Source organism: Nonomuraea ferruginea, from assembly GCF_039540635.1.
Lineage (GTDB): Bacteria > Actinomycetota > Actinomycetes > Streptosporangiales > Streptosporangiaceae > Nonomuraea > Nonomuraea ferruginea.
Genome location: NZ_BAABFD010000004.1, coordinates 84,741 through 111,595, shown reverse-complemented (window position 1 = coordinate 111,595; position 26,855 = coordinate 84,741). Strand labels below are relative to the sequence as shown.

The window sequence follows — 26,855 nt, the reverse complement described above, 5'->3', positions numbered from 1 at the left end:
ATCCGCATACGTGTCCATGGCGGAAGCTGTTTCCTAGCCGGCGACCTTGATGAGCAGCTGCCGCATCTGCTCGATCTGCGCCTTGCGCGACTCCTGCACCTGAGCCGCCCAGCGGGTCGCCTCGTGGTTCACGCCGTCGCGGACCTCCTGAGCGGCCATCTGGACCGCCCCGTCCTGATGGGCCAGGAGCAGCCTCAGCAGCTCCGGCTCGAACGGCTTCGCCGACCTGAGCGCGGCGATCTTCTTCCGGTCGGTCTCGGGCAGCCCGCCGTGGTGGTCGTGCGCCCCGTCGGGCGGCGTGATCGGCTGCCCCCACGCGTGCAGCCAGCGCAGCATCATCTCGACCTCGCTCTGCTGCGTGCTCACGATGGCCGCCGCCAGCGTCTTCAGCTCCTCCGTGGTCGCCCGCTCGGCGCCCACCCCGGCCATCTCGATCCCCTGCCGGTGGTGTTGAACCATCATCTGGACGAACATCACGTCGTCGGCGTTCACCGGTGGCTCACCGGCGTCGCCGGACCCGCAGGCGGCCACCAGCAGGAGCGCCAGGGCGGCGAGCCAGCGCGCCACCCCGCGGCCCCGGATCGTGCTCTCGCCCACCGGCGCTCCCCTGGCTAGGAGAAGAAACCTCCCCAGGTTTGGGCATACCAACCCGGTGCGTCAAGGGACGCGCCCCGCCGCCCTCACCAGCGCAGGCCCGAGCTCAGCACGTGCCCGCCGAACGGGCCGTCACCGGCCTCACGCCACCCGGCCCGCGCCGCGTACTCCGGCCCGTACGGCGGCCTGATCTCGTGCCAGCCGCACGTCTGGATCTGGCCCTCCGACGTGAGGTGCATCCGGTGACACTTCAGCTCCTTGGTGACCGGCTTCTCCAGGAACGTGTCATACGCCTGCACCACCATGTCCGCGCGGGTGCCGACCGGGCCGCGCAGCCGGCTCCTGATCAGCATGCGGCCCTCGCGGATCCGTACGCACGCCTCCAGCTGGACGCCGTCGCCCGCGTCGGCCCACGTGCTGCAGCGGTCCCCGGCGCCCTGCCCGGCCGTCACGGTGGCGGCGACGGACGGCGGCGGCTCGGTGCCCCAGCTCCGGCCCGCGAGCACCCCGCCCAGGAAGGAGATCACCGCCACCGTCGCGGCGGCGACGGCGGCGGTCAGGAGCGGCACCGACCTGCGGGGGGACGGGGCGGGCTGGAGAGCGGCCTCGCGGCCGCGGCGCTCGGCGGCCCTGGCCCGCCAGCCGCGTTCCTCGCCCTCCAGCCGCTTGCGCAGCTCGTCGATGCCGCGGCCGAGCGCGATCAGCGTCCGGGCCCGCTCCGGAGGCAGCTCCAGCGCGGTGGCGATCTGCCGCATCGCCTCCTCGCCGGGCAGGCGGTTGCGGTCGGCGAGCTGGCGGGCTCCCGACAGCCAGCGGGAGATGAGCGAAGGGCTGGCGTCGGCGACCCGGTTCGCCAGGTACTTCTGCGGGCGTCCCCGCGAGCGCAGCGCCTCCCTGATGCCCTCCGCCGCCTCGTCCAGCGCCGCGGCGAGCCGGTCCACGAGCTCCTCGAACGTCCCCATCCCGGCGCGCACCCCCTTCCCGCAATTGTTCACCGGAGCGTGGAACCGCAGGTGAAGCCAGGGGTGCAAGGCCGCGCACGATTGCACGCCATGCACCCTCTGGCCTCGCCGCCGGCCCGGGGTCAACCTGCGTCTTGCGAACCACTCATGCTCGCACAGCAGTGCGAGCCGCAGCCTTGAGGAGACATCATGCGATCCCTGATCGTCGGGCTCGTCGCCGCCGCCGCGCTGACCGGTCTGCCCGCCGCCGCGTCCGCCCAGTCGTCCGCCCAGTCGTCCACTCAGTTGCCGACCTGCTCCGGCAAGCGGGTGATGCGCGAGGCGGTCCACACGCGGGAGTTCCTGAAGGCGGCGTACATCCACGTGTTCTACGACTCCCGCACCTCGACCGCCTGCGCGTACCTCAACTCCACGAACGCCACCTGGGGCACCAGGAAGCACATGACGATCATGCTGAAGCACTGTGCCCGCCCCAGCAGCGCTTTCGGCCGGTGTGACGGCCAGCTGCAGTCGACGGCCAGGCGCGGCTGGTACACCGGCCGCACCGACACCGCCCGGCTGAAGATCTCGCGCGGCTGCGTCATGGCGACGGGCCGCATCTACTGGGGCAAGCACTACGGCCTCTTCCACACCCGGTCCACCGTGTGCGCGAGCGGCGCCGGGGGCGCGGGCCGCGGCTAGCCGTCAGTGCAGGGGGACCGTGTTCCACGGGCTGTCGGGGGCGGCCAGGAGGGCGCGGTGGGCGTCCAGGACCGTGGTGTACCAGTCGCCGAACGTCTCCTCGTCGAAGTGCAGGCAGCGGCCGAGGATGTAGCCGGCCGAGAACTCCGGCCACGAACCGTACGCGGCCTGCACCGCCTTGCCCGCCCGCTCGACCGCGGCGTGCAGCTCCTGCTCGCCGGCGTAACGGGCGCCGCGGCCCCACCGGGCCACCATCGTGGCGCGGCCCAGGTCCCAGGCGGCGACGGTGCGCACGTACCCGTCGGGCGGGAGGAGGCCGTCGGCCCGGAAGCGCGACTCGTACCGCATGATCTTGCCCGCGAGCCCGCGCAGGCTCGCCGCCAGGTCGTCCAGCTCCTCGCCGGAGACCTCGTCCTGGAGCTGCGAGCGGATGCTCTGCTCGACGCAGTCGCGCCACACCACCGGGTCGACGCGCCGCTCGCCCGTCTCCTGGGCCAGCCAGAGGCGGGCGCCGAGCACGTAGTCCCACACCCACGGGCTGAGCTCGGCGGCGAGCAGCAGCTCCGTGGTGTCCAGCCAGCTGTCGTGGCCGTCGATCCCCCAGCTTCCGGCCAGCCGCTCGACCTCGCTGCTGTAGCCGGCGCCGTGCCAGTCCAGCGTGTTCCAGGCGTCGCCGTTGCCGTAACACAGGTGGGCTCCGCACGCGAGGCCGCGCAGCAGGCCCTCGTCGTGCGGCATGCCGGTGCGGCGGGTCTCGATGCGGTCGCAGGTGCCGTCGGGCTCGAACAGCTCGTCGTGCAGCCCGAGCCAGGTCTCCCGCTCGTCCTCCCCGGCCAGGAACGCCCGCGCGCACGGCGTCGCCCCGTTGACCAGGAGGACGCGTACGTCCCGCGGCCAGAGCGAGATCAGGCCCCGCAGCGTGATGAACTCGTACACCACGTCGGGATGCGGCCGGGGCAGCACGCCCACCGTGTACACCTGCACGAGCCGGCGTCCGTCCGGCAGCGTGGTCACGTGCAGCGGCGCGGCGCCGTCGCTGCCCACGGCCTGCCCGAGAGCCACCGGCCGGTAGAGCCCCTCCGCCGCGACGATCCTCAGGTAGGCCAGGTGCGCCTCGTCGCCGCCGTCGCGGCACAGCTCGTACAGCCGCTGCTCCCTGAGCGCGGGCGCGAGCCACCGTTCCCCTGCCGGTGGGTCGTCCATGCTCGGGAGCACCTCGTCGTGCGTCTCGTCCTGGGGAGGCATGGGCGAAATATAGCGACTTAATGGATCATGTGACGAAGCCCGGCACGGGAGTTCTCGTGCCGGGCTCCGGGTTCTCTACTTGGAGACGGTCTCGCAGGACACCGGGGCGTCCGCCTGGTCGGCGAACGCCTGGTCGGTGCCGGTGCCGCAGTCGACCAGGGTGTCCTTGGTGCCCTGGACGTCGCGGGCGTCGATCACGTCGTCGCCGCCCTTGCCGTCGAGGGTGTCCGCGCCCTGGTCGCCGATCAGCGTGTCGGCGCCCGAGTGCCCGATCAGCGTGTCGGCGCCGACGGTGCCGCGGACGGTCTCCACGTCGGAGGCGACGTTGTCGAGGTCGACACCGGGCCGGCCGTCGTCCGCGGCGCCGTTCTTGCTCACCTTCACGGGAGTGCCGCTGGAGCCGTAGTCGACGGTGTCGGCGCCGCCGCCGCCCACGTAGGTCAGACCGGTGCCGCGGAAGCCGCGCCCGGCGAGGAAGACGTCGCCGCCCGTGCCGCCGTCCACGGTCCCCCGCACGCCGACCAGCGACGAGAAGCGGTCGTTGCCCGCGCCCAGGGCGGCGTTGACCGTGGTGACGCCGGAGCCGCAGTTCACCTCGTTGGCGGAGACCGTGGTGCAGCCGGTCCCGGCGACGACCGCGCCGAACACGTGCAGCCGGCCGCTCACCTCCTGGACGGTCACGTTGTCGGCCCTGGCGATGTTCGGCGCCGTGATGGTGACGGTGACGCCGCTCCTGGTGACTGTCGGCTCACCGGCCACGGCGTTGCCCGCGGCGGGCGTCGCGGCCAGCACGCCGGCCGCCAGGCCGCCGAGCAGGGACACGCGAGCCACGCCACGCTTGATGCTGTTCATGGATTTCACCCCGTATGAGATCTCCGGCGGCGATCGGTCGAGCGCCGCTCATGTTCGTCCCCTACGGTGCGGCAGCGGCCTGCTCATTACCGTGCATAACTCCACGTATCAGGCGTAATCGCGAAAAATGCACACTCGTCCAATTGACAGGAAAAACTGTCCAATGGTTTCATCGCCGTATGGCAGCCACCGAGATGTCGCTCATGGACGAGCCCGAGCGCCTGCGCGTCGCCTTGACGCCCATCCGCAGGCAGCTCCTCGCCCGCCTGCGCGAGCCCGCGTCGGCGGTGCAGCTCGCGGCCGAGCTCGACATGCCGCGCCAGCGGGTCGGCTACCACCTGAAGGTGCTGGAGCAGGAGGAGCTGGTCGAGCTCGTCGAGGAGCGCCGCCGCCGCGGCTGCGTCGAGCGCGTCATGCGCGCCACGGCCAAGGCCTTCCTCGTCGACCCCGGCGTGCTCGGCTCCCCCGCCGAGCCGTCCGAGGTCGACGCCGGCTTCGCCCGCATCGCCGACCGGCACGCCGCCGAGCACCTGGTCGAGGTCGCCGCGGGCACCGTACGCGACGTCACCCGGATGGCCGCGGAGGCCGACCGGCAGGGCGTCCGCCTGCTGACCTTCACGCTGGAGGCCGAGGTGCGCTTCGCCGAGCCCGGCGACGTGCACCGCTTCACCGACGAGCTGGCGGAGGCCGTCTCCCGCGTCGCGGCCCGCTACGACACCGCCGGCGGCAGGCCCTACCGCCTCACCGCCGGCGGCCATCCCACCCCACACAAGGAGCCAGGCAGATGACGGAAGAGCGGTTCACCGTCGAGGTCACCATCTCCGCGCCGGTCGGGGAGGTGTGGCGGGCCTTGCGCGACCCGGAGCAGATCCGGCGCTGGCACGGCTGGCACTTCGACGGCCTCGACAAGGAGATCGACTTCATCTACGCCGAGCACGTCACCGAGTCGCCGCAGGAGCACTGGATGGAGGTCCAGGGCGGCGACAGGTTCGAGCTGACCGACGCCGGCGAGGGCCGCACCCACCTGCGCATGACCCGCGCCCCGCTCAGTGGCGACACCGAGTGGGACGCCTACTACGACGACGTCAACGAGGGCTGGGTCACCTTCATCCACCAGCTCAAGTTCGCCCTGGAGCGCCACCCCGGCGCCGACCGGCGCACCGTCTTCCTCTCGGGCCACGGCACCACCCCACCGCTGGCCGCCGCCGGCCTCGACGCGCTCGCGGGCCTCGCCCCCGGCACCCCGTACGAGCACGCCGCCCCCACCGGCGAGCCGCTCGCGGGCACGGTCTGGTTCCGCTCCGACCACCAGCTCGGCCTCACCGTGGACGGCTGGGGCGACGGTCTCCTCGTGGTCGCCCACACCCCGCCGGTCCCGGTCCACCCCGAGGGCGTCGCCATGATGATCCTGACCACGTACGGGCGGACCAACGAGGAGTTCGCGGACCTGGAGGCGCGCTGGAACGCCTGGTGGACCCGGGCCGTCCCGGCCGCCTGAACGCCGCGCGGAAACTGTCGGCGCCCGCTGCGAGACTGCGCGGGTGCCGACACCCGATCTCGCTCCCATCTCGACTTACTGGGACTCATCAGCCGACGCCTTCGACCAGGAGCCCGACCACGGTCTCCGCAGCCCGCACGTCCGCGCGGCCTGGTGGCTGAGGCTCACCCAGTGGCTGCCCAGCGCGGCCTCCGACATCCTCGACCTGGGCTGCGGCACGGGCTCGCTGACCCTTCTCCTGGCCCGGCAGGGCCACCGCCCCACGGGCGTCGACCTCTCCCCGCGCATGATCGACCAGGCCCGCCTGAAGCTGGAGCAGGCGGGTTTCGGCGTACCCCTGCACGTCGGCGACGCCGCCGACCCGCCCGTGGAGGCCGGCGCGCGTTACGACGCGATCCTCGTACGCCATCTGATGTGGACCCTGCCCGCGCCCGAGGACGCGCTGCGCCGCTGGCTGGGGCTGCTCCGGCCGGGCGGCCGGCTGGTGCTGGTCGAAGGCCGCTGGGACGCCCCCGGGCAGACCCCGTACGCGTCGCCGTCGCCCCCGCTGCCCTGGCTCGGCGGCGTCCCCGCCGAGCGGCTCGCCCAGGCGCTCGCCCCGATCGCCCGGGTGGTCCACCACGAACAGCTCACCGACCCGGCGCTGTGGGGCCGCCCGATCAGCGACGAACGCTACGTGCTGATCGCCCACCCCTCACAGGGCGGGGCCGAGCCGATGACCACCGGACACCCTTCACAAGCCGGGACGGCACCGGTCAGCGCGTCGGACCCCGCTGGGCGGTCATGAGGCGGGGCGGAGCAGCCGCCTTGCCTCGTCGTGATGCCCGGCGATCTCGCGCAGCGTCTCGGCCGTCGCCTTCAGCACGGCCAGGCGGGAGCGCGGGTTGTCGCGCAGGGCGCGGGCGACCGCCTTGATCATGCCGCCCATGGCCAGCGTCTCGCGCGGGTCGCGGATCCTGGAGTAGACCTCCAGGATCCGCCGGACCCCGCCGGGCCCCTCGGTCAGCCCTCGCAGCAGCTCTATCTGCACGTACGCGAGCCCGTCGCCGCGCCCGAGCAGGTTCGTCCAGTGATACATGATCAGGCACTGCGCGTCACGCGACCGTTCCCAGGCCCGGGTCGCCTCGTCGACGGCCGCCGCGTCGTCCACCACGCCCGCGACCCGCTCGCCCAGCAGCCTCCCGAACCTGAGGGCGTCGCGGATGCCCTGGGCCGTCACCGGGTCCTTGAAGTGCCCGGCGTCGCCGACCAGCGCCCAGCCGGGCCCCGCCGAGGTCCGGAAGTACGACGGATGCGCCGCCGAGCTGACGATCTTCGTCGCCTTCGTACACCCCTCCAGGCGCTTCGCCAGCCCCGGCACCAAACCGACGGTACGGGCGAACTCCGCCTCCAGGTCGCCCCTGAAGTCGGCGGCCCGCTCGGCCGGCGGCATCAGCAACACCATCGTCAGCCCGCCGTCGCACGGGAAGGCGTTGCCCAGCTCCCGCCCGGTCAGCCACATCGCCGCGGTCGTGCGCCACTCCTCCCGCGGGTCCTCGTAGTACGCGTAGTAGCAGGCCCGGCCGTTGGCGTGGAACGCGCGCGGCCGCTCGGCGCCCGCCAGCCGGGCGACGGTGGAGCGGCGCCCGTCGGCGCCGACGACCAGGTTGGCGCGCACCTCGTACTCCCGGCCGCCGCGCTCGCTGACCTTGACGCCCACGGCCCGGCCTCCCTCCCACAGGAGGTCGACGACGCGGTGACCTTCCCTGACCTCGGCGCCGGCCTCGCGGGCCGTCTCGACCAGGGCCGCGTCCAGCGCGGTCCGCCGCACGCACAGCCCGTAGTCGATGCCGTCGATCGGGGTGTAGCGGCCGGAGGCGGCGTGGCCGGGGCCGCCGACGAAGGCACGGGAGAGCTTGGGCGCGCCGATCTTCTCCACCCGTTCCAGGGCGCCGACCCTGGATAACTCGGCGACCCCCGACGCGAAGAGCAGATGGGTGGAGACCGTGGTGGAGGGGAACCGCGCCGGGTCCACGACGATCACCTTGCATCCGCGCCGCGCCAGGGCTGCCGCGGTGGAAGAACCCGCGCAGCGTGCTCCGGCGATGACGACGTCCGCATGCTCTGGCATCGGGCCTCCTGGCGCGCTAACCGACTCTAGTGTCGGTTTTATGCCCGCAGCGGCGCGGCGTCAACGGGTCGGGGGTAGGCTGCCGGGCATGGCGATCCAGGAGCCGAAGAAACGCATGCGGGGCTCGGCCCGTCGGGCCCGCATCACCGAGGCGGCTCTGGAGGTCTTCGCCGCCCGCGGCTACCACGCCACCGCCATGGAAGAGATCGCGGCCGCGGCCGGGGTGACCCGCTCGGTCCTCTACGACCACTTCCCGTCCAAGCGGGTGCTGCTCATCACGGTCCTGCAGGAACAGAACGCGCGCCTGGTCGAACACATCGGCGCCCGCATCACCGGTACCGGCTCTCCCGGCCGCCGGCTGCGCGCCACGCTCGACGCCTACTTCAGCTTCTCCGAGGACTGGCCGGCTGCGCGCCGCCTGCTGTTCGACCACACCGACGAGGACGACCCGGAGATCAAGGCCGTGCGCTGGGGCATCCGCGAGGCCCGCACCCGCTCGGTCGCCGTCATGCTCGGCCGCGACCTGCGCAACCTCGGCCTCGACCCCAACACCGACGCGGCCCACGCCGTGGTCGAGCTGCTCATCTCCGGCACCGACGGCCTCGCCCAGTGGTGGGCAAGAAACCCGCAGATGCCGCGCGAGCAACTCGTCGACGCCGCCATGCTCGTGCTGTGGAACGGTCTCTCCCACACACCCGGGCGCACATCCGCGTCTTGACAAGAGTGATCCACGCGTTCATCGTCTCGCCTAGCTGAACCAACAGCTGTGTCGGTTAGCTAAACGGTGAGCGGAGGCCGCACCATGGCAGAGCAGGAGACCCGGGACAACGGTCAGGGCGGGATCAACCGGCGGAGGTTCGTCACCGGCGCGCTGGCCGCGACAGCAGGAGCGGCGGCCGGGCCGTTATGGGGCGCCGAAGGCGCCAGAGCGGCCGCCCCCGCCCTGCTCAAGAGCAGTGTCACCGGCCGCAACGTGGCGATCTTCGGCGCCGGCATGGGCGGCCTGAGCACCGCCCACGAGCTGGCAGAGCGCGGCTTCCAGGTCACGGTGTACGAACGCAAGGTCCTCGGCGGCAAGTCCAGGAGCATCCCGGTGCCGGGCACCGCCACCGGCGGGCGCAAGGACCTGCCCGGCGAGCACGGCTTCCGCTTCTTCCCCGGCTTCTACCAGAACCTGCCGGACACGATGAGCCGCATCCCGTTCGGCTCGGGCACCGTGCGCGACAACCTGGTGGCCGCCAGCCTCACGGCCATCGCCTACCGGAAGAAGTTCCTGCGCGTCCCCATCCCCAGCGAACTGAGCAACGGGCTCACCCCGGAGGTCATCCAGGACTTCTTACGGAGCGCGATCATCGCGGGCACCACCATCCCGCTCACGCAGATCAACTTCTTCCTGTCGAAGATGATCACGTTCATCACCAGCGGCCCCCGCCGGAAGCTCGGCCAGTGGGAGAACATGAGCTTCTCCGACTTCACCAAGTCCGACATCATGTCGGTCGAGTACCGCGAGCTGCTGACCAGGATGTTCACCGCCTCCCTGGTGGCCGCCCAGCCCGACAGGGCCAACACCCGCACGATCGCGATGATGTTCGAGGCGCTCCTCTACAGCGGCCTCGGGCTCGGCCCGTACGGCCCGCCCGACCAGGTGCTCAACGGCCCGTCCAACGACGTGTGGATCAACCCCTGGATCGACTACCTGACCGGGCTCGGCGTCCAGTTCAAGGTCGGCTGGTCCGCCACCGGCTTCGACCACTCCGGCGGGCGGATCACCGGCGCGCGGGTGACCGACCCCACCGGCGCCGCCGGCACCGTCACCGCCGACCACTACGTGGCCGCGATGCCGATCGAGCGGGTCATGCCGCTCCTGTCGTCCTCCATGAAGTCCGCCGACCCCCAGCTGGCCCGCCTGAGCCACCTGGAGACGGACTGGATGAACGGCGTCATGATCTACCTCAAGCAGCCCACGCCGATCGTCGAGGGCCACCTGGTCTACGCCGGCACCCCGTGGGCGCTCACCTCGATCAGCCAGGCGCAGTTCTGGACGACCGACTTCCCCGCCGCCTACGGAGACGGCGTGGCCAAGGACTGCCTGTCGATCGACCTGTCCGACTGGAACAGTCCGGGCATCCTGTTCGGGAAGACCGCCAAGCAGTGCACCCGCCCGGAGATCGTCCAGGAGGTGCTGGCCCAGATCCGCGCCGTCACCCCCAACGGCAACCAGTTGCTGCCGGACTCGCTCGTACACAGCTGGTTCGTCGACCCCGCGATCACCGGCGAGGGCACCCCCGCGGTGGCCAACGACGAGCCGCTGCTCATCAACTCCCCGAGCTCCTGGGCGAACCGTCCCGAGGCCACCACCCGGATCCCGAACTTCTACCTGGCCGCCGACTACGTCCGCAACAACATCAACCTGGCGACCATGGAGGGCGGCAACGAGGCCGGCCGCAAGACCGCCAACGCCATCCTCGACGCCGCCGGCTCCTCGGCGACCAAGGCCAGGCTGTACGACCTCTACCTGCCGAAGGAGTTCAAGTCCCTCTACGACCTGGACGACATCCGCTACCAGCTGGGCCTGCCGAACAAGTTCGACATCCTCGCCCCGTACTGGCCGTGAGACCTTCGGATCATTCGCCGAGCTTCCGTACGGATGCCGCGTACGGAAGCTTGGCCGACCGGTAGAGCATCACGAGCAACGCGGCGAGACACGCGAACCAGCCGACCGCCACGACGGGCCCCAGCGCGGTGTAACCGAGACCGGCCGGCGTGCCGAGCGCGCCCAGCCCGACCACGACCCAGCGCAGCACGTCGAGGACCGCCACCCCGGAGGCGATCCCGTACGACCGGATCCTCCTGATGACGGCGTCGGTGATCAGCCAGACGGCGACCAGCCCGCCCACTCCCTCGGCGACGCCGATCAGTTCGACGACGGGAGAGGGCGTGGTCCCGAGGCTCGGCCCCACCCAGCCGGCGAACACGGCGACCGCCGACAGGCAGACCATGGCCAGGACCGAGGTCCTGGCCAGGTCGAAGGGGTCCCCGGCCGATCGCCGCAGCAGGAGCAGCGGGGTCGCGCACATCGCCCAGCCGAGAGGGTTCAGCAGCAGGTCGAAGTCGTTGACGCGAAGGGCGCAGTACACGATGACGAGACCGGCGACGATCCGCTTGAGCGGGCGGAGACCCGCGGGACCTTCCTCGTACGGGAGCGTCAGAACCATTCCCCGCTCACCGCCTTGCTGCAGGCGTCTATAGCGAGTGCTCGCTGCCAGGCGACAGGCACTCCTCCGGCGGTGTTCGACATCCACCAGGGGCCCCACATCGCCTCCGCCGAACCAGAGCCCATCCAGGTGCTATAGGTGAAGCTGACCGGCCGAGGCTCGTGCGGCACCGCCGCGCAGTCGGTGATGGCGATCTGCCTGGTCAGCCACTCCCGGCCTCCGGCATCCACTTCGATCTCTTCCGTCTCTTCCGCGGGAAGAAGGCGCAGGCCGGGAATGTTCATCGACAAACCTGTGAGGACGAAGGGGGTTATTCCCTCGTTTTCCACCGCGATTTCGAGCCTGATGCTCAGGATGCCGCGCTCATCCACGTGAGCCCTGGCAAAAAACGGCTCAGGTTCCCAGGTGATGCGCGGCGTTATCGCCCCCGACCACCAGAAGGCCGCGGCGAAAACGGTGAGCGAAAGTCCTGCGGCGACGACGAGTCGTAATCGCGCCAGATGGGCACGCCACGAGGCGATACCGAATCGCTCCCATATTTCATCCGAACCCACGAGAAAGAACCTTATATGGTGGCAAGTCGTGACGACACCGCCGATGATCACCTGGATAGTCACGACGATCGCCATCCTGGTGGCGCTCGCGCCGGTCACCCGGGAGCGGCTCAGCAGGTTCGCCGAACTGACCGGCCTGACCGTCACATCAGCCGACGCCCGCCGGATCATCGACCATTTCGCCGAGCGGCGGCGGTGGCGGCTGATCACTCTCGTTCCCGCCGTCCCACTGGTCCTCCTCACCGATGACCCGTTCTATCTGGTGCTGGGCTGGTGTGCGGTCAGCGTTCTGTGCCACGCGCGACAACCCGCGCTCCAGACGGAGATCTATCGGACGACCTGGCAGCTCAGCCTGGCGGGCTCCCTCGCGGTATGCGCCTATTTCGTGGTGGACCGGGAGTTCACGGCGGAAGTCCTGGCCCGCACGGCCGCCGTCCTCGCCGTCGCGCTGGCCGTGCGGCACCTCACCCGTGAACCCGCCCCTCGCCCACCGGCCGGGGCGTCCCCCGCCGAACTGGCCATCGGCCACTGGTCGACCCGCTCTCTTTACCTCGCGGGAACCGCGATCGTCCTGTCGGGCGCGCTGCTCACCCCCGGCCAGGCACCGGAACGGATTCTGCCCGAATACACCGTGCAGAAATCGGTTCCCGACGGGACGGCCGCATTCACGACAGCACGGAAATTGACCGCTCCCACCTGCGCGCTGAACGACCTGCTGGACGACCCCTGCCAGTCATGGCAAGTCAACGGTGAGCCATTTCCCCAGGCCGCCCCGTACATCAGCAGGAAAGGCAAGGCGCCCACGAAGCCGCCTTTCGCCCGCAGCCAGAACAGAAAGGCCGTCGTCTACCTGGGCAGGCGCGATCGCCGGATGGTCTACCAGGACGCCGAGAACATCCGCCCTCTCACCGGCCCTCTCGCCGACGCCGCGGTGCCCACGGCCACATTCGCCCGCCAGAACAGATATGTCGCCCTGGTCAAGGAAGGCGCACGCATCATCGACACCCAGACCTGGACCACGGTGTCGATCCCCGGAGTTCGGCGGGTGCACGACCTCAGCCTGGGCGGCATCGTCGCCACGACACCGGCCGGAGTGCTCGTCCTCGACCACCGGGGCAGGACGCGGATGCGCCTCCCTGCCCGGAAGCTCGGCAAGAACTTCGTCGGGGACACGTACCACCTCTCTCCGGACGGCCGCCGCCTCGTGATCGTCCGGGGCCTGATACGCGTCGAGACCTACGACTCGAACACCGGCACGCGCGTGTCCAGCGTCGAGCCGGAATTCGGTGACGAGTACCTCGCCGCCGGTCTCGGCTGGACCGAGAAGGGGCGATTCCTCGTCCGCGACACCAGTGATCGCGTCCACGCCCTGGACCTGACGACCGGACGCCTCCGGAAGCGCTCATGACCGGAAGTTCACCAAACTTGGGTCCTTCATTAACTTGTATCGTTCAGGTTTAGTCAGTAGGTTGACCACCATGACCGCACCCAAGACCACCGCCGAGGAGCTGCGCGGGGCCGGCCTGAGGGTCACGGCCGCCCGGGTCGCACTGCTCGAGACCGTCCGGGACGGTGACCATCTCGATGTCGAGACCATCGCCTCGGGGGTGCGCGATCGTGTAGGCCACATCTCCCTCCAGGCTGTCTACGAGGCCCTCCACGCACTCACCGCCGCCGGGCTCGTACGGCGCATCGAACCGGCCGGCAGCGCGGCCCGGTTCGAGGGGCGCGTGGGGGACAACCACCACCACATCGTGTGCCGTTCGTGCGGCGCCGTCGCCGACGTCGACTGCACGGTCGGCCACGCGCCATGCCTGAGCGCGTCCGACGACCACGGCTTCTCGATCGACGAAGCCGAGGTCATCTTCTGGGGCCGGTGCCCCGACTGTTCCACCGCCTGATCCGAAGGACTCCCATGACCGAGAACCATGATGCGATCGTCACCGACCCCAAGACGGAGGGCGAAGGCGCCTGCCCGGTCGCACACCGCGCGCCGCACCCGACGCAGGGTGGCGGAAACCACCAGTGGTGGCCGGACCGCCTCAACCTGAAGATCCTTGCCAAGAACCCCGCCGTGGCCAACCCTCTCGGCGAGGACTTCGACTATGCCGAGGCGTTCAAGAGCCTCGACCTCCCGGCCGTCAAGCGCGACATCGCCGAGCTGCTGACGACCTCGCAGGACTGGTGGCCCGCCGACTTCGGCCACTACGGCCCGTTCATGGTCCGGATGGCCTGGCACGCCGCCGGCACCTACCGCATCAGTGACGGCCGCGGCGGCGCCGGAGCCGGCCAGCAGCGCTTCGCGCCGCTCAACAGCTGGCCCGACAACGCCAACCTCGACAAGGCCCGCCGCCTGCTGTGGCCGGTCAAGAAGAAGTACGGCAAGAACCTCTCGTGGGCCGACCTCCTGGTCCTGGCCGGCAACGTCGCCCTGGAGTCGATGGGCTTCAAGACGTTCGGCTACGCCGGCGGCCGTGCGGACGTCTGGGAGCCCGAGGACGACGTCTACTGGGGCCCCGAGTCCACCTGGCTGGGCGACGAGCGCTACACCGGCGACCGCGAGCTGGAGAACCCACTCGGCGCCGTCCAGATGGGCCTCATCTACGTCAACCCCGAGGGCCCGAACGGCAACCCCGACCCGCTGGCCGCGGCCCGCGACATCCGGGAGACGTTCCGCCGGATGGCGATGAACGACGAGGAGACGGTCGCCCTGATCGCGGGCGGTCACACCTTCGGCAAGACCCACGGCGCCGGCCCCGCCGACCACGTCGGTCCCGACCCCGAGGCCGCCCCCATCGAGCAGATGGGCCTGGGCTGGAAGAGCACCTACGGCACCGGCAAGGGCGGCGACACCATCACCAGCGGCCTGGAGGTCACCTGGACCTCGACGCCGACGAAGTGGTCCACCAACTTCTTCTGGAACCTGTTCGGCTACGAGTGGGAGCTGACCAAGAGCCCGGCCGGCGCCCACCAGTGGCGGCCGAAGCACGGCGCCGGCAAGGACTCGATCCCCGACGCCCACGACCCGTCGAAACGCCACGCGCCGTCGATGCTGACCACCGACATCGCGCTCCGCGAGGACCCGATCTACGGCCCGATCTCGCGGCGCTTCTACGAGAACCCCGAGGAGTTCGCCGACGCCTTCGCCCGCGCCTGGTTCAAGCTGACCCACCGCGACATGGGCCCCGCCTCCCGCTACCTCGGCCCGGAGGTCCCGGCCGAGACGCTGCTGTGGCAGGACCCGGTGCCGGCGGTGACGCACGAGCTGGTCGGTGACGAGGACGTCGCCGCGCTCAAGGCGAAGGTCCTCGCCTCGGGCCTGTCGGTGTCCGAGCTGGTGTCCACCGCGTGGGCCTCGGCCTCGACCTTCCGCGGCAGCGACAAGCGCGGCGGCGCCAACGGCGCGCGCATCCGCCTGCAGCCGCAGATCGGGTGGGAGGTCAACGACCCCGACCGGCTCGCGAACGTGCTGGGCACCCTGGAGGGGATCCAGAAGGAGTTCAACGGCTCCCAGACCGGCGGCAAGCAGATCTCGCTCGCCGACCTGATCGTGCTCGCCGGCGCCGCCGCCGTCGAGAAGGCCGCCAAGGACGCCGGCTACGACGTCCAGGTGCCCTTCACGCCGGGCCGCACCGACGCGTCGCAGGAGCAGACCGACGTCGAGTCGTTCGCCGTGCTGGAGCCGTCCGCCGACGGTTTCCGCAACTACCTGGGCAAGGGCAACCGCCTGCCGGCCGAGTACCTCCTGCTCGACCGGGCCAACCTGCTCACCCTGAGCGCCCCCGAGATGACGGTCCTCGTCGGCGGCCTGCGCGTCCTGGGCGCCAACCAGGGGCAGTCGCAGCTCGGCGTCCTCACCGACACCCCGGGCCAGCTGACCAACGACTTCTTCGTCAACCTGCTCGACCTGGGCACGACGTGGAAGCCGGTCGCCGGCGACGCCAACGCGTTCGAGGGCAGCGACTCCGCGACGGGCGAGGTCAAGTGGACCGGTAGCCGCGCCGACCTGGTCTTCGGCTCGAACTCCGAGCTGCGCGCGCTCGCCGAGGTGTACGCGTGCGACGACGCGAAGGAGAAGTTCGTGAACGACTTCGTCGCGGCGTGGGACAAGGTCATGAACCTCGACCGGTTCGACCTGTCCTGATCCGACCGTCCAGGCCGGCCCGCACGGCCGGCCTGGACGTTCTCCGGTCAGTCACTCACCGGCATCCATCACAGCTACTGTCAGTCCATGCACGATCCCGCCTCGGAGAACCGAGACGAAGCACTCCGTACGGAGATACCAGGGGCTGATATGTCATGAACGAGAAGATCCACCGGGATGCGGCTCCGTTCGTGACGAGGGTCCGGGTGCGTGATTTCCGCTCGATCGCCACGTGCGACGTCCGTCTGGAGCCACTCACGATTCTCGCGGGCTTCAACGCGTCGGGGAAGTCCAACTTTCTGGACGCGCTTCGCTTCGTACGCGACGCGCTCGTGCTGTCCCCCTCCCGCGCGGTGGCGGAACGCGGCAGCCTCGATTCGCTCCTGCACAGGAACACGTCAACAGGTCGAGCCGCGCCCTCTTTCCTCATCGAACTGCATCTCGCCTTCAGTTCTGTCCAAGGCGAGGCTACGTACGAGATCCAGATCGGCCGAGATCCGGACCAGGAGCGTCCGCTCCTCGTGCTCACGGAGAAGCTGCGGCTCATCTCGCGGGAAGCTCACGCTCAATACTCCATCGACGCGATCAGCGGGGAGCGGATAGTCCGCGGAGACGACCTACCCGGTGCCCGGCTGGGCCCGGACGAGCTTCTGCTCCCTGTCGTAGGGCGCCTCACTCCTTACGACACAGTGCTACGGGCGCTCACCTCGATGCGCTTCTACGACCTCGACACCAATACGCTGCGCGAACTGGACGACACCAGGGTCAGGCAGACACAACTCGGCGAGCGAGGAGAACACCTGGGCCAGGTGCTGGGACTCCTGGCCGATCAGCATCCCGAGGCCAAGGAGTCCGTGGACGGCTGGATGCGCTGGCTGGTCCCGTCGCTGCTCGGCGTGGATCGCCGAATGCAGGGCGACTTCGCCACCATCGAGGCCCGATTCTGGAACGGGGATCCGATCGTGCCCTTCTGGGAAGCGGTGAACGCCGGGACCGTGCACGCAGGCGACCCGCACGTCCAGGTGTTCCAGCGTGAGCAACTCTCCGAGGGAACCGTCCGCGGTACGGGTGTGCTGACGGCATTGAACCAGCCCGACGCTCTCGCGGGCGGCATTCCCCTGTTGGCGATCGAGGAGCCGGAGCTCGCCATTCACCCCGCCAAGGTCTCCGGGCTCCTGGCGGCGATGGCGGAGGCTTCCCACTGGACTCAGGTGATCGCGACCACGCAGAGCTCGGACCTGCTCACGGCAGAGGAACTCCAGCCGTCGAGTCTGCGATTGGTGGAAATGGCCGCCGGTGTCAGCAGGATCGGCGAACTGAGCCGTAAGACGCTCCAGGTCTTGCGAGAGAACCCGTCCTACTTGGCGGACTACCACCGCCACGGGCAGTTGCGCTCCGATGAGGAGGAGGGAGCTTGACCAGTGCGCCTCTCCGTATCGTCACCCTCGTCGAGGGCGACGGCGAGGTACAGGCCTTGCCGGTCCTCCTTCGCAGGCTCGTCGCCGAGATCGCCCCTGACCTCTGTGTGGACGTCCCGCGGCCGTGGCGGGTGAGCCGCAACTCGCTGATCTCCAAGGGCGGCATCGAGTCCGAAATCGATCGGGCTACCGCCGGCCAGAACGCCCTTACCGGGGTGCTCGTACTCCTCGACGCCGATGACGACTGTCCCGCCGAACTCGGCCCCCGGCTACTCGGCCGCGCCCAGGACGCCAGGCCCGATCTACGCAGCGCGGTAGTGCTCGCGAACCGCGAGTTCGAGGCCTGGTTCCTGGCCTCGGCCAGCTCACTGCGCAACTGCGCGGGCATGGCTGCCGACCTCGAAGTACCGGCCGATCCTGAGCAGCCGCGAGGCTGCAAGGAATGGCTCTCCCATCGCCGCACCGACAACCGCCCGTACAGTCCGACCAAGCACCAGACCAGCCTGGCCGCTCAGTTCGACCTTCGTCTTGCCCGCGCGAACGCGACGTCCTTCGACAAACTCTGGCGAGATGTCGAGTTCCTCATCCGGGATACACCGTAGAGGACGTCTCAAGCCTGGACGCGGCTGCGCTTCACGGTAGCTCGTGCCGTACGAGAGCCTTGGCGAACGGCTCACCGGTAGCGCGGGCGTACGCCATCCGCGCACGCACCTCGCCGAGGGTGCGCGGACGGTAACCGGGACCACCGCAGCAGCTCTTGTGGAAGCGGACGCCCGCGTGCAGCAGCACAGAGAGCACCCGCCAGGCCGCGGCGTCCCGCCGGGGAGGGGCCGCGAACGCGGAACCGACGTGGATCAGCGGCCCCGCGCAGCGAGGGCAGGGACGGGCGTCGCGGCCGCGATCGTAAGGCTGCTTGTACGAGGCGCGGCAGGGCAGGCAGACGAAGGACGTCTTCGCATGGGCCATACGATCAGGGTAGGCCCGATCACCGCCCGAGATCGACGGGTTTACCCAGGCCCGAGAAGAACGTGCGGATGTCGGCCGCCAGCGGGCCGGGCGCCGCCATCGCGAGCATGTGGCTGGGGTGCTCGTGGTCCTCCCAGTGCACGATGGCGTTCCCGCGCTCGGCGAGCCGGCGGAAGGCGTCGGGGCCGCCGTGCGAGACGCCCGTCGGCACCGCCTTCTGGTCGATCGGCATGCCGGCCGCGCCCTCGTAGTAGGTCCACGACGACGACCCGCCGGTGCCCGTCAGCCAGTAGAGGCTCGCGTTGCCGAGAACCAGGTCGCGGTCGACCGGCTCCCGCGGCGCCTCCCCGTCGGGCCAGCCGTCGAACTCCTTGAACCGCTCCACGAGGTAGGCCAGCTGGGCCACCGGCGAATCCGCCCACCCGTAGCTGAGCGTCTGCGGCCGCGCGGCCAGGTACGGCGCGTACCCGCTGCCGCCCTCACCGCTCAGCATCCCGGCCACGTGCTCGACCATCGCCCGATCCTCCTGCGACAGCCCCTCCAGCTCGGCCGGATCCCCGGTCGGCATGCCGACGCCGCCGGTGATGTGCACCCCGACCACCCGCTCCGGGGCCAGCGCGGCGAGCCGCGGCGAGACCAGCGCCCCCGCGTCGTTGCCGTGCACCCCGTAGCGCTCGTAACCCAGCCCGCCCATCAGCTCCGCCCACGTCCGGGCCACCCGCTCGACGCTCCACGGCCGCTCGTCGGCGGGCTCGGGGAACGGGGAGAACCCGAACCCCGGCAGCGAGGGCGCGATCACGTGGAAGGTCTCCGACAGCGGGCCGAGAAGCTCCGTGAACTCCACGATCGAGTTCGGCCAGCTGTGCGTGATGACCAGCGGGAGCGCGCCGGGGTCGGCGCACCGTACGTGGAAGAAATGCACGGTCTGCCCGTCGATCTCGGTCGTGAACTGCGGGAACCGGTTCAGCTTCGCTTCCTGCGCCCGCCAGTCGTACGCACCCGCCCAGTACTCCACCAGCTCCTTGAGGTACGAGACGGGAACCCCCCGGCTCCACTCGGCTCCCGGCAGCCGGCTGGGCCAGCGGGTACGGGCCAGGCGGTCGCGCAGGTCGTCCAGGTCAGCCTGGGGGATCTCTATACGGAACGGGCGAACGTCATGTGTCATGCGGACCAAGCTAGAGACCATCGCGGAACATCCGGTTCCGCAATATCACGCCTGATCGCCGTACTGGCGAGGGTCGGAGACATGGGCGCGGGAGCGATCCGGCCGTCGGGTAGTGGCCCGGCCCCGGCGGGCGATGTCGTCCAGGATGTGCTCGAACACCGCCTGCTCCTCGGCGGCCCTGGCGGCGGCGCGGTCCGGGAACATCCGCTCCCAGGCCCGGGTGACGTCAGCGGTCAGCCGCATGCAGTCGGCACCCAGCGAGGTGGCGCTGCTCGCCAGTTTCGCCCAGGCGTCCGGAGACGAGTCCCGTATCCGGTGGACGAGCCGGACGCGGCGCTCCTCCAGCCCGTCCCATCGGCTGCGGAGGGCGGCGACCGCCTCCGAAGAAGCGCGTTCCGGCAGCAGCTCGTCGATATCCGGATGCGGCCCCGACGCGGCGGCCTCGCACTCAGACAGCGCCCTGACCAGGTTGCCGAAGCTCTCGTAGTCACCGCCCAGCCGGCTCGCGACGTCGCCCAGCCCTGGATCACCGGCCGCAAGCGCGCCGACCTCCGCCTCACGCCGGTCGAGCTCCTCCAGCTTGCCCGCCATCGCCGCGTCGAGCTCCGGCCTCCAGCGCCCGCGCTCACGGTCGAAGAAGTAACGCGCCGTCCCGGACCGCGACCGGAGCGCCGCTCGACGACTGCGTACCTCGGCCCGCAGCCGGGCCCTCACCAGCCCGCGCCACCCCACGACCGCCACCACGACCACCGCCGACAACCCGGCGAGCACCATCTCGGACGCAGTCATCGCCATCCACCGCCATGTTAAGGCTGGAACTCCCATCGTCCCGCACCCCGCGATCCCGGGGAAGCCACCGCTTTCCTCATTAGGCTGGACCCTGTGCTGGAGACATCGATCCGCACGCTGGGAGCCTCCGCCGAGGTGATGGCCCTGAAGGGCGACCTCGACGGAGCCGCCGACGCGATGGACCGCGCCCTGCGGATCGCCCAGGACGCGACCGGCCCGCAGGAGCGGATCCTGATCGCGGTAGCCGCGGGCATGGCCACGGTCTGCCCGCTCCAACAGGCACTGCGCGCGGCGAACGCCATCAAGCGGGTGGAAGACCGCATCGGCGCGCTCGGATCGGTGGCCGCCGCCCTGTCCCGGGCAGGCCGGACCACCGAAGCGCTCGCCCCCATTACCGAAGCCGAGCTCTCCCCCACGGGCCTGAGAGCCCTGGCCGAGGCGCTGGTCATGGCCGGCGACATCGACCGCGCGGTGACAGTGGCCGGGCGGGATCCCGATCCCAGTTGGGGGTGGGACGCCTTCGCGCGCGCCCTCGTCCGGGCCGGCCGGCTCGATCAGGCCTACGCCACCGCGCTCTTCCTCGTCACCGACCGGCCGCGACGCGATATCGCACTGCTGGTGGTCGCCGAGGCACTCGCCGCATCCCGGCGCGGCGACCAGGCCGTAGAGGTCGCCGAGCACATCGCCGACCCATCGTGCCGCACCCAGGCACTGCGCGCCGCCGCCCTGGCCCTCGACGATCCAGACCGTACGGCGGCGCTGCTGCGCCGAGCCGAGACGGCGGCCAGAGCCATCCCCAACCCCGGCACCCGTCAGGCCGAACTGCGCGCCCTCGCCCTCGCCTGCGCCGAACGCGGAGACCTCACCCGCGCCCTCACCACCCCCGACTGGGCCGGCCGCATCACCCTGGCCCGTCAACTCCTCCATTCAGGAAGAAAAGCCCAGGCAGCCGCACTACTCGACCACGCCCAGCCCCGGGACGCCGACGACGCGGCGACGCTCCACAACGCCCAGGACCCGGACAGCGACATGCACGCGGGCGACGCGGCGACGCTCCGCAACGCCCAAACCCCGGACGTCAGCCTCGCGGCGGTGCTCGGCGACGTCCGTGCCCTGGACGGCGGCCTGCAGGTCGACGTTGCGGTCACGATGGCGCAGGCCGGTCGGATCGACCGTGCGGTGGCGCTCGCCCGCGCGATCGCCGACCGCTTCCGGCGTGAGCAGGCCCTCGCGCGGATAGCCCGCTCGGCGATCGAGGCCGGCCGGCCCGAACGCGCCGGCGAGATCCTGGACGAGGCCGCCGCCGCTGCCCTGGCCGTAGACGGCACTGACGACATCCGTCACATCCGCGGTCTGGCGGAGCTGGCCGACGCCCTGGCCCACGCGGGCCGCCGGGAACAGGCGGGCGAGCTGCTGCGCCGCGCCGAGCTCCTGGTCCACACCCTCTACGAGGAGCAGGAGCGGTTCGAGGCCTGGCGGCTGCTGGCGGCCGCCCTGGGACGGGCGGGCCTGCTCGACCGCGCCGACGTGATCGCCGCCGCCCGATGGCCGTCGCCGTGGCCCGACCTCGTACGGGCACTGTGCGACATCGGCGCATACGACGACGCGTACGAGAGAACCCCGTCGATCCCCGACCCGGGCCAACGGTCCTGGGCACTACAACGCGTGGCCGCCGGGCACGCGCAGGCCGGACGGCTCGACCAGGCCGAATCCATCGCGCTGGCCATAGAGGAGGCAGCGCCCCGGGCGGAGGCGCTCCTGTCGGTGGCCAAGGCCCGAACGCGGTCAGGCCAGCTCAACCACGCCGTCGCACTACTGCGGGACGCCGAGACCGCAGCCCGATCCGTGACCTCCTCCCGCGATCACGACCGCCTGCTCCGCGAACTGGTCGACGCCCTGCTCGCGACCGGCCGGCTCGACCAGGCGGCCGAGTTACTCGCCCAGGCCGAAGCCGCCGCGCACACTCCCGCGGCACTGGCCGCCGTCCTGATCGCGTCCGGGCAGCTCGACCGCGCCTTCCGGACGGCGTTGGACGTCAGAGACACGCTGGAACAGTGCGGCGCGCTGTCCTCGGTGGCAGAAGCGCTGGCAGCCACAGACGCCCCGCCAGGCCGCGTCTCGCAGGTACTCCTCCACGCCGACGCGACAGCCGCCCAGGCCACCGATCCAGCCCTCCGCGTCCGGCTCCGGGCTCGCCTGTCGCGGGCCTGGGCCGCGACCGGCGACACCCACCGGGCCGAACGCACGATCGACGAGCTGCTCGCCGAAAGCGCTTCCCTTCCCCCACAGGCGACGGCTGACCTGGCCCAAGCCCTGTCCACACTCGGCCAGTACGACCGCGCCCTCGCCCTCACCACCGACCCGCAGACCGCAGCCACCGTCATCATCACCATGGCCCGGACCGGCGAGTTCACCCGCGCGACCGACCTGGCCCACACCTTGCCCACCCCCCAACCGAGAGAGTGGGCACTGGCCGAGATATCCCGCGCCATGACCGTCCCCGGACCCCCGACCGGAAGAACGAGCCCCTCCTGACCACACACACGTCCTATGTTCCGGGCCGGAGAACGGCCTCCACGTCCGCGAGGGCTTCCAGGGTCCCGGCGAGCCTGTCACGATCGGCTTCGGAAAGGGCCAGCGCACGGGCCCGCCCGAGGGCGTCGCCGGCAGCCGCGGGATCCTCGGCGCGGAGCGCGAGCTCGGCGCGATAGGCCAGCGCTTCGAGCAGCTCGGCCGCCGTAGCGGTGTCCTTGTCCCGCTCCAGGGCCGCGTCCAGGATCTGCGCCGCCCGTACGTGCTTGCCGTGCGAGTCGCCCATCACCACGGCCTTGTGCAGCGTCGCGGTGAGCTTTCCGCCGGCCTCCTCCTCAGGCTCCGGCTGGGCGGCCGAGAACCTGATCCAGTTCCCGCCGGGGTCGATGACCGCGAATCCGGTGTGGTTCCCGTCGTTCTTGCGCTTGCGTGGACGGGTCATCCGAGGGATCCCGGAGACCAGGATCTTGCCGTGAGTCCGGCGCATGCCCGCGGCGAACGCCTCGAAGAGCTTCCCGGTGTCGGACACGATGACGGAGCAGCTTCCGTAGGAGTCCTCCGGGTTGAAGCCCGGGATGCCGAAGAAGCCCAGCCGCAGGTCTTCGCGCTGGAGTGCCACGAACGGGTTCGGCCGCACCTGGTAGTAGGTCCGGGTGAAGCCCAGCATGGTGTAGAAGTCGGCGATCTCGTCGATGGACGGGCAGGGCAGCAGCGGCACGGTGATCTCGTTGGCCATGGTCTCTCCATCTCCAGCTAACCAAATTTGCCTAGCTGCTCAGAGCCTACCCCGGCCGCCGGATCCGACCATGCCGATTTCAGCCGTTGATGCTGACGGTGACCAGGAACGCCAGGTAGACCAGCCCGGCGGCCATGCCCGTCCCCTTCGCGGCCGTCGACGCCACAGGCGCCAGGAACGCCGCGATCCCCAGCAGCAGCCACACCAGCGCATGACCCCACCGCAGGATCAGATAGGCCACCCCGTCGACCTCGCGCTGCGGCCACACGAACACCCACACCACGGCCAGGACTAACGCGATCGCGCCCCACACCTGTACGGGGACGCCGATGATCCTCATGGCCGGATCCTACGGGCCCCCGCCCCCGGCGCGCTGATCCAGGTCAGGGCTTGACGCCGGACGGCGGAGTGTCAGCGACTGGAATCGCCATCCATGAGTCCCCACGACGTGGAAGTCGACGATCTCGAAGCACTCGCGCGCGTACTCCTGAAGCCGCTCGTCATCCCGGAAGGAGAAGAACCGAGGAGGATAATGATCATCCTGCTCGAAAGTGCTCTCCCCCGTCAGCCCGCCCCCACCGTACACACCGAGAAAGAACAGCCCACCGGGCCGCATCACCGTGTGGATCGCGCCCAGCACCGCCGGCAGGTCACCGTCGGGCACATGCAGGAGGCAGTTCAGCGCGTACACCGCGTCGAACGAACCGGGCTCGAAGTCGAGACTGAGAAAGTCCATGGCATGGGCTTCGACGCCCTTCTCCCGGCAGAGGGCCACCATGGCAGGCGACAGATCGACGGCCACGACGTCCAGCCCGTTCTCCTGGAAGTACGCGCTGTCCTGACCCGTCCCAGCACCGACCTCCAGCAGTCGCCGGCAACCGTGCCCCTTCAGCCAGCCCAGGAACGCCTCACGCTCCGCGAGCTTCCACGCGGACTTCGTGGCGGCATCCCGCTGCTCGGCACCGCCGTCGTACGCCTCCCGGAGGAGACCGATCACCTCGTCGTAGCGCACGCTCATCGCGTCATGATGCCGTACGGGAGAGCTCCGACAACAGGCATGCCACCGCGACCCGGCGTTGAAAGAGGTCCCCTTCGAGCAGACGATCACAACGATCCGATCTGCGCGTACGGCCCGATCGGAGTAGGCCGGCGCCAGTGAGCCGATCTGGTGGCCCGCCCGCGCATCGGCGATGCTGTGACGCGTGGAGTACGTGTCCAGAGTCCCGCGACCGCCGCTGGACGGGCTGATCGACGACCTCTACTACCTGGAGGGCGAGCCGCCGTACCCCCGGCTGACGCTGCCGCCGGCGCCGTCGGCGTTGCTCATCGTCAACCTCGGGGCGCCGTTCCGCATCCGCGCCGGCACCGGCACCGAGACGGCCGAGTACGCCGACGGCTGCGTGGTCACCATGCCCACCCGCGCGTGGGAGTTCGGCTACCCACTCCGGACCCGGTCCGTCGGCGTGCACGTCAAGCCGTGGGGGCTGGCGCCGTTCCTGCCGATGCCCGCGGCCGAGTTGTGTGATCGGCCGGTGACGGTGGAGCAGGTGTGGGGCCAGCCCGCCGTCGCTGAGCTGCGAGACCGGCTGGCCACGGCGGACGGACCGCACGAGATGCTGACGCTGCTCGAGGAGGAGCTGATGCGACGGCTGTGCGAGACCACCGGCCTGGGGCTGGTCCGCCATACAAGCAGCGTCATCGCGGCGGCCAGCGGGGCGGTGGCGATCGGCGGCCTGAGCGTGGCGGCCGGTGTCAGCAGCACTCATCTGGCACAGCGGTTCAAGGAGCTCATCGGCGTCACGCCGAAGCGGCTGGCCCGCGCCTACCGCTTCACCGCCACCGTGTTCGCGATCAACCCCGCCGGACCGATCGACTGGGGCGACCTCGCCGGTGGCGCGGGCTACTTCGACCAGGCCCACTTCGGCCACGAGTTCCGGGCGTTCACCGGGCTCACGCCGACCCGGTACGTCGAGGTCCGGCGGCGGTTCCTGCGCGAACATCCCGGCCACGCGCTTGACGGCTGGCCGCTGCCGGCCGATTGATTTCTTACAAGAGCGGCAGCTCACGACACGCTAATTTGGGGCACCCCGAAGCAGAGGAGAGCCCCGTGGGCAAGGTGGTCATGTACGGCTCGGTGTCGGTGGACGGTTTCGTCGCGGACGAGAATGACCAGCCCGGACCGCTGTTCGAATGGCTGACCAGCGGTGACGTCCCGCTGGACGAGAGCGGCGAGCTGAAGGTGTCGCGGACGTCCTACGACTACACCCGGCCGTACTGGGACCAGATCGGAGTCACGATCGCCGGCCGCCACGTCTTCGACCTGACGGACGGCTGGGACGGGAAGCCTCCGAGCGGGGTCGACCACGTGGTCGTCGTGACGCACCGGCCGGAGCCCGAGGGCTGGGACCCCGAGGCGCCGTTCCACTTCGTCGACGGCGTCGAGGCAGCCGTGGCCAAGGCGCGGGAGCTCGCGGGTGACCGCGTGGTCGAGGTCGCCGCCGGCGATGTCGGTGGCCAGATGCTCGCCGCGGGCCTGATCGACGAGGTGCGCATGGACGTCGTACCCGTCGTGTTCGGGTCCGGCAAGCGCTACTTCGGGTCGGACGACGCACAGCATCTGCTGGAGGACCCGGACGTGGTGATCCAGGGCAACCGGGTGCTCCACCTGCGGTATCGGGTACGCCGATGACCGAGCGCCGAAGGCGTCCCAGGCGATCCGTCACTCCGCTTTGGTGGCCCGTGCCGAAGCATCCCGCCGCGAACTCCGCCGACCCGCAGTCGATCACCTGCTCCCCGGCCCTGGCCGCCTTGGCCGGCTCGCCGCACTTCGCGATGACGTCGTCCGTGTCCATCAGACGCGGCCCGTACGCTCATTAATCGTCAATCGACGATGAACGATGAATGAGCGGACAACAAGAGACAGCGCCCCCGGCCGCGGTCCGCAGTAGTGTGGAGATCAGGTTTTCGGTCTCTTGTGTCGTGTGCGAAGTCGGAGGTGATCACGGTGCACCCGGTCTAGCGACGGCCCCAGTCAGGGGCGTCACGGAGCCGAAAGGTGACCGTATGAGCAGGACCGACAAGACCCGGCCCTGGTGGGTGCGGATGGCCGACGCGCCGCTGACCACCTGTGTGCCCGTGCATGACCACCGTTTCGGCCCGTGCACGCTGCCGGACGAGATCACCGCCGACAGCGCGAACTGGCGCCGAGGCGGCTGTTACTGGGGCGCCCCCGGCTTCCACGTGCTCGTTCACGAAACCAGAGGTGGGCACCGGGAGTGGCACCACTTCCGTCGCGAGGAGCGCCGCCGCAGCCGCCACCAGGCGCGCCGTAAGCTGCGCGCCTACCACGTCGATCGCGACGAGGACTGAGACACGGCGTCGTTGTCCCAGGCGC

29 protein-coding genes are annotated in these 26,855 nt (G+C 70.6%); 16 read left to right on the top strand and 13 right to left on the bottom strand.

The genetic code is table 11. From position 1 onward, the window contains the following. Positions 1-33 precede the first annotated feature (33 nt). Together ABD999_RS09360 and ABD999_RS09355 are read right to left on the bottom strand one after the other, a co-directional pair. Positions 34-597, bottom strand: coding sequence for a DUF305 domain-containing protein (locus ABD999_RS09360; protein WP_271275297.1), 564 nt, complete (start codon positions 595-597; stop codon positions 34-36). 83 nt (positions 598-680) lie between these two features. Further along, positions 681-1,556 carry a helix-turn-helix domain-containing protein gene (locus ABD999_RS09355; RefSeq protein WP_271275296.1) on the bottom strand — a complete coding sequence of 292 codons (876 nt, stop codon included), beginning with the start codon at positions 1,554-1,556 and terminating at the stop codon, positions 681-683. Between the two features lie 189 nt (positions 1,557-1,745). Between ABD999_RS09355 and ABD999_RS09350 the strand changes: the two genes are divergently transcribed. After that, on the top strand, positions 1,746-2,237 hold the full coding sequence (locus tag ABD999_RS09350; RefSeq protein WP_271275295.1) for a hypothetical protein: 492 nt from the start codon (positions 1,746-1,748) through the stop codon (positions 2,235-2,237). 3 nt (positions 2,238-2,240) lie between these two features. On the opposite strand, the gene ABD999_RS09345 is transcribed toward ABD999_RS09350, so the two are convergent. Then, complete coding sequence (locus tag ABD999_RS09345) at positions 2,241-3,482, bottom strand: DUF1266 domain-containing protein (protein ID WP_219545050.1); 1,242 nt, start codon at positions 3,480-3,482, stop codon at positions 2,241-2,243. A gap of 75 nt (positions 3,483-3,557) precedes the next feature. After that, complete coding sequence (locus ABD999_RS09340; protein WP_271275294.1) at positions 3,558-4,334, bottom strand: calcium-binding protein; 777 nt, start codon at positions 4,332-4,334, stop codon at positions 3,558-3,560. 179 nt (positions 4,335-4,513) lie between these two features. Here ABD999_RS09340 and ABD999_RS09335 point away from each other — a divergent pair, with 179 nt between their 5' ends. From ABD999_RS09335 to ABD999_RS09325, 3 genes are read left to right on the top strand one after another with little or no spacing between them, the layout of a single operon-like run. Beyond that, positions 4,514-5,122 (top strand): helix-turn-helix domain-containing protein, encoded by a 609-nt coding sequence (locus tag ABD999_RS09335; protein WP_271275293.1) that lies wholly within the window; start codon positions 4,514-4,516, stop codon positions 5,120-5,122. Beyond that, complete coding sequence (locus tag ABD999_RS09330) at positions 5,119-5,832, top strand: SRPBCC family protein (RefSeq protein ID WP_271275292.1); 714 nt, start codon at positions 5,119-5,121, stop codon at positions 5,830-5,832. The genes ABD999_RS09335 and ABD999_RS09330 overlap by 4 nt, the downstream gene beginning before the upstream one ends. Positions 5,833-5,875: 43 nt before the next feature. Beyond that, on the top strand, positions 5,876-6,619 hold the full coding sequence (locus ABD999_RS09325; protein WP_271275291.1) for a class I SAM-dependent methyltransferase: 744 nt from the start codon (positions 5,876-5,878) through the stop codon (positions 6,617-6,619). Here the strand turns inward: ABD999_RS09325 and ABD999_RS09320 are convergent. Next, the gene (locus ABD999_RS09320; protein ID WP_148035656.1) at positions 6,614-7,942 is read right to left on the bottom strand and encodes an NAD(P)/FAD-dependent oxidoreductase; all 1,329 of its coding nucleotides are present in this window, start codon (positions 7,940-7,942) and stop codon (positions 6,614-6,616) included. The two genes, ABD999_RS09325 and ABD999_RS09320, sit on opposite strands and share 6 nt — an antisense overlap. Before the next feature lie 88 nt (positions 7,943-8,030). Between ABD999_RS09320 and ABD999_RS09315 the strand changes: the two genes are divergently transcribed. Both ABD999_RS09315 and ABD999_RS09310 read left to right on the top strand, forming a co-directional pair. Then, positions 8,031-8,660 (top strand): TetR/AcrR family transcriptional regulator, encoded by a 630-nt coding sequence (locus ABD999_RS09315; protein WP_271275290.1) that lies wholly within the window; start codon positions 8,031-8,033, stop codon positions 8,658-8,660. An 84-nt stretch (positions 8,661-8,744) separates the two neighbouring features. After that, entirely contained in the window at positions 8,745-10,556 is a 1,812-nt protein-coding gene (locus ABD999_RS09310) for a hydroxysqualene dehydroxylase (protein WP_271275289.1), read from the top strand. Positions 10,557-10,566: 10 nt separating this feature from the next. Here ABD999_RS09310 and ABD999_RS09305 read toward each other — a convergent pair whose 3' ends face one another. Continuing rightward, positions 10,567-11,157 carry a hypothetical protein gene (locus ABD999_RS09305; protein WP_271275288.1) on the bottom strand — a complete coding sequence of 197 codons (591 nt, stop codon included), beginning with the start codon at positions 11,155-11,157 and terminating at the stop codon, positions 10,567-10,569. Then, positions 11,148-11,786 (bottom strand): hypothetical protein, encoded by a 639-nt coding sequence (locus tag ABD999_RS09300; RefSeq protein WP_271275287.1) that lies wholly within the window; start codon positions 11,784-11,786, stop codon positions 11,148-11,150. The genes ABD999_RS09305 and ABD999_RS09300 overlap by 10 nt, the downstream gene beginning before the upstream one ends. Between ABD999_RS09300 and ABD999_RS09295 the strand changes: the two genes are divergently transcribed. The 5 genes from ABD999_RS09295 (at position 11,755) to ABD999_RS09275 (ending at position 17,875) form a co-directional block, all read left to right on the top strand. Continuing rightward, positions 11,755-13,119, top strand: a complete 1,365-nt coding sequence (locus ABD999_RS09295) for a hypothetical protein (RefSeq protein WP_271275286.1) — start codon at positions 11,755-11,757, stop codon at positions 13,117-13,119. The genes ABD999_RS09300 and ABD999_RS09295 overlap by 32 nt on opposite strands. A gap of 70 nt (positions 13,120-13,189) precedes the next feature. Continuing rightward, positions 13,190-13,612 carry a Fur family transcriptional regulator gene (locus ABD999_RS09290; protein WP_148035661.1) on the top strand — a complete coding sequence of 141 codons (423 nt, stop codon included), beginning with the start codon at positions 13,190-13,192 and terminating at the stop codon, positions 13,610-13,612. Between the two features lie 14 nt (positions 13,613-13,626). Next, the gene (gene katG, locus ABD999_RS09285) at positions 13,627-15,855 is read left to right on the top strand and encodes a catalase/peroxidase HPI (protein ID WP_271275285.1); all 2,229 of its coding nucleotides are present in this window, start codon (positions 13,627-13,629) and stop codon (positions 15,853-15,855) included. Positions 15,856-16,010: 155 nt separating this feature from the next. Continuing rightward, positions 16,011-17,273 (top strand): AAA family ATPase, encoded by a 1,263-nt coding sequence (locus ABD999_RS09280; protein WP_271275284.1) that lies wholly within the window; start codon positions 16,011-16,013, stop codon positions 17,271-17,273. Continuing rightward, the gene (locus tag ABD999_RS09275; RefSeq protein ID WP_271275283.1) at positions 17,270-17,875 is read left to right on the top strand and encodes a DUF4276 family protein; all 606 of its coding nucleotides are present in this window, start codon (positions 17,270-17,272) and stop codon (positions 17,873-17,875) included. Before ABD999_RS09280 ends, ABD999_RS09275 begins: the two co-directional genes overlap by 4 nt. Positions 17,876-17,906: 31 nt before the next feature. Here ABD999_RS09275 and ABD999_RS09270 read toward each other — a convergent pair whose 3' ends face one another. From ABD999_RS09270 to ABD999_RS09260, 3 genes are read right to left on the bottom strand one after another with little or no spacing between them, the layout of a single operon-like run. After that, a complete protein-coding gene (locus ABD999_RS09270) occupies positions 17,907-18,239 on the bottom strand; it encodes a hypothetical protein (protein ID WP_271275282.1) in 333 nt (110 codons plus the stop codon). 19 nt (positions 18,240-18,258) lie between these two features. After that, entirely contained in the window at positions 18,259-19,404 is a 1,146-nt protein-coding gene (locus tag ABD999_RS09265; protein ID WP_271275281.1) for an epoxide hydrolase family protein, read from the bottom strand. Between the two features lie 45 nt (positions 19,405-19,449). Next, entirely contained in the window at positions 19,450-20,199 is a 750-nt protein-coding gene (locus tag ABD999_RS09260; RefSeq protein WP_271275280.1) for a hypothetical protein, read from the bottom strand. 87 nt (positions 20,200-20,286) lie between these two features. Here ABD999_RS09260 and ABD999_RS09255 point away from each other — a divergent pair, with 87 nt between their 5' ends. Next, on the top strand, positions 20,287-22,728 hold the full coding sequence (locus ABD999_RS09255; RefSeq protein WP_271275279.1) for an ATP-binding protein: 2,442 nt from the start codon (positions 20,287-20,289) through the stop codon (positions 22,726-22,728). Between the two features lie 13 nt (positions 22,729-22,741). Here ABD999_RS09255 and ABD999_RS09250 read toward each other — a convergent pair whose 3' ends face one another. The 3 genes from ABD999_RS09250 to ABD999_RS09240 all read right to left on the bottom strand — a co-directional run bounded on the left by ABD999_RS09250 (position 22,742) and on the right by ABD999_RS09240 (position 24,479). Next, a complete protein-coding gene (locus ABD999_RS09250) occupies positions 22,742-23,461 on the bottom strand; it encodes a VOC family protein (RefSeq protein ID WP_271275278.1) in 720 nt (239 codons plus the stop codon). 79 nt (positions 23,462-23,540) lie between these two features. Beyond that, positions 23,541-23,801 carry a hypothetical protein gene (locus ABD999_RS09245; RefSeq protein ID WP_219545034.1) on the bottom strand — a complete coding sequence of 87 codons (261 nt, stop codon included), beginning with the start codon at positions 23,799-23,801 and terminating at the stop codon, positions 23,541-23,543. A 9-nt stretch (positions 23,802-23,810) separates the two neighbouring features. Continuing rightward, the gene (locus ABD999_RS09240; protein ID WP_271275277.1) at positions 23,811-24,479 is read right to left on the bottom strand and encodes a class I SAM-dependent methyltransferase; all 669 of its coding nucleotides are present in this window, start codon (positions 24,477-24,479) and stop codon (positions 23,811-23,813) included. Positions 24,480-24,663: 184 nt separating this feature from the next. Between ABD999_RS09240 and ABD999_RS09235 the strand changes: the two genes are divergently transcribed. The 4 genes from ABD999_RS09235 to ABD999_RS09220 all read left to right on the top strand — a co-directional run bounded on the left by ABD999_RS09235 (position 24,664) and on the right by ABD999_RS09220 (position 26,830). Continuing rightward, positions 24,664-25,503 carry a helix-turn-helix domain-containing protein gene (locus ABD999_RS09235; RefSeq protein ID WP_271275276.1) on the top strand — a complete coding sequence of 280 codons (840 nt, stop codon included), beginning with the start codon at positions 24,664-24,666 and terminating at the stop codon, positions 25,501-25,503. A gap of 65 nt (positions 25,504-25,568) precedes the next feature. Then, entirely contained in the window at positions 25,569-26,150 is a 582-nt protein-coding gene (locus ABD999_RS09230) for a dihydrofolate reductase family protein (RefSeq protein ID WP_271275275.1), read from the top strand. 50 nt (positions 26,151-26,200) lie between these two features. Further along, the gene (locus tag ABD999_RS09225; protein ID WP_271275274.1) at positions 26,201-26,338 is read left to right on the top strand and encodes a hypothetical protein; all 138 of its coding nucleotides are present in this window, start codon (positions 26,201-26,203) and stop codon (positions 26,336-26,338) included. Positions 26,339-26,524: 186 nt separating this feature from the next. After that, entirely contained in the window at positions 26,525-26,830 is a 306-nt protein-coding gene (locus ABD999_RS09220) for a hypothetical protein (protein ID WP_271275273.1), read from the top strand. Positions 26,831-26,855 lie beyond the last annotated feature (25 nt).

Bases quoted from the DNA above. Each gene is read 5' to 3' on its own strand.
- ABD999_RS09355 (WP_271275296.1), bottom strand. From the start codon at position 1,556: ATGGGGACGTTCGAGGAGCTCGTGGACCGGCTCGCCGCGGCGCTGGAC.
- ABD999_RS09350 (WP_271275295.1), top strand. From the start codon at position 1,746: ATGCGATCCCTGATCGTCGGGCTCGTCGCCGCCGCCGCGCTGACCGGT.
- ABD999_RS09345 (WP_219545050.1), bottom strand. From the start codon at position 3,482: ATGCCTCCCCAGGACGAGACGCACGACGAGGTGCTCCCGAGCATGGAC.
- ABD999_RS09340 (WP_271275294.1), bottom strand. From the start codon at position 4,334: ATGAACAGCATCAAGCGTGGCGTGGCTCGCGTGTCCCTGCTCGGCGGC.
- ABD999_RS09335 (WP_271275293.1), top strand. From the start codon at position 4,514: ATGGCAGCCACCGAGATGTCGCTCATGGACGAGCCCGAGCGCCTGCGC.
- ABD999_RS09330 (WP_271275292.1), top strand. From the start codon at position 5,119: ATGACGGAAGAGCGGTTCACCGTCGAGGTCACCATCTCCGCGCCGGTC.
- ABD999_RS09320 (WP_148035656.1), bottom strand. From the start codon at position 7,942: ATGCCAGAGCATGCGGACGTCGTCATCGCCGGAGCACGCTGCGCGGGT.
- ABD999_RS09315 (WP_271275290.1), top strand. From the start codon at position 8,031: ATGGCGATCCAGGAGCCGAAGAAACGCATGCGGGGCTCGGCCCGTCGG.
- ABD999_RS09310 (WP_271275289.1), top strand. From the start codon at position 8,745: ATGGCAGAGCAGGAGACCCGGGACAACGGTCAGGGCGGGATCAACCGG.
- ABD999_RS09305 (WP_271275288.1), bottom strand. From the start codon at position 11,157: ATGGTTCTGACGCTCCCGTACGAGGAAGGTCCCGCGGGTCTCCGCCCG.
- ABD999_RS09295 (WP_271275286.1), top strand. From the start codon at position 11,755: ATGATCACCTGGATAGTCACGACGATCGCCATCCTGGTGGCGCTCGCG.
- ABD999_RS09300 (WP_271275287.1), bottom strand. From the start codon at position 11,786: ATGGCGATCGTCGTGACTATCCAGGTGATCATCGGCGGTGTCGTCACG.
- ABD999_RS09290 (WP_148035661.1), top strand. From the start codon at position 13,190: ATGACCGCACCCAAGACCACCGCCGAGGAGCTGCGCGGGGCCGGCCTG.
- katG (WP_271275285.1), top strand. From the start codon at position 13,627: ATGACCGAGAACCATGATGCGATCGTCACCGACCCCAAGACGGAGGGC.
- ABD999_RS09280 (WP_271275284.1), top strand. From the start codon at position 16,011: ATGAACGAGAAGATCCACCGGGATGCGGCTCCGTTCGTGACGAGGGTC.
- ABD999_RS09270 (WP_271275282.1), bottom strand. From the start codon at position 18,239: ATGGCCCATGCGAAGACGTCCTTCGTCTGCCTGCCCTGCCGCGCCTCG.
- ABD999_RS09265 (WP_271275281.1), bottom strand. From the start codon at position 19,404: ATGACACATGACGTTCGCCCGTTCCGTATAGAGATCCCCCAGGCTGAC.
- ABD999_RS09260 (WP_271275280.1), bottom strand. From the start codon at position 20,199: ATGGCGATGACTGCGTCCGAGATGGTGCTCGCCGGGTTGTCGGCGGTG.
- ABD999_RS09250 (WP_271275278.1), bottom strand. From the start codon at position 23,461: ATGGCCAACGAGATCACCGTGCCGCTGCTGCCCTGCCCGTCCATCGAC.
- ABD999_RS09245 (WP_219545034.1), bottom strand. From the start codon at position 23,801: ATGAGGATCATCGGCGTCCCCGTACAGGTGTGGGGCGCGATCGCGTTA.
- ABD999_RS09240 (WP_271275277.1), bottom strand. From the start codon at position 24,479: ATGAGCGTGCGCTACGACGAGGTGATCGGTCTCCTCCGGGAGGCGTAC.
- ABD999_RS09220 (WP_271275273.1), top strand. From the start codon at position 26,525: ATGAGCAGGACCGACAAGACCCGGCCCTGGTGGGTGCGGATGGCCGAC.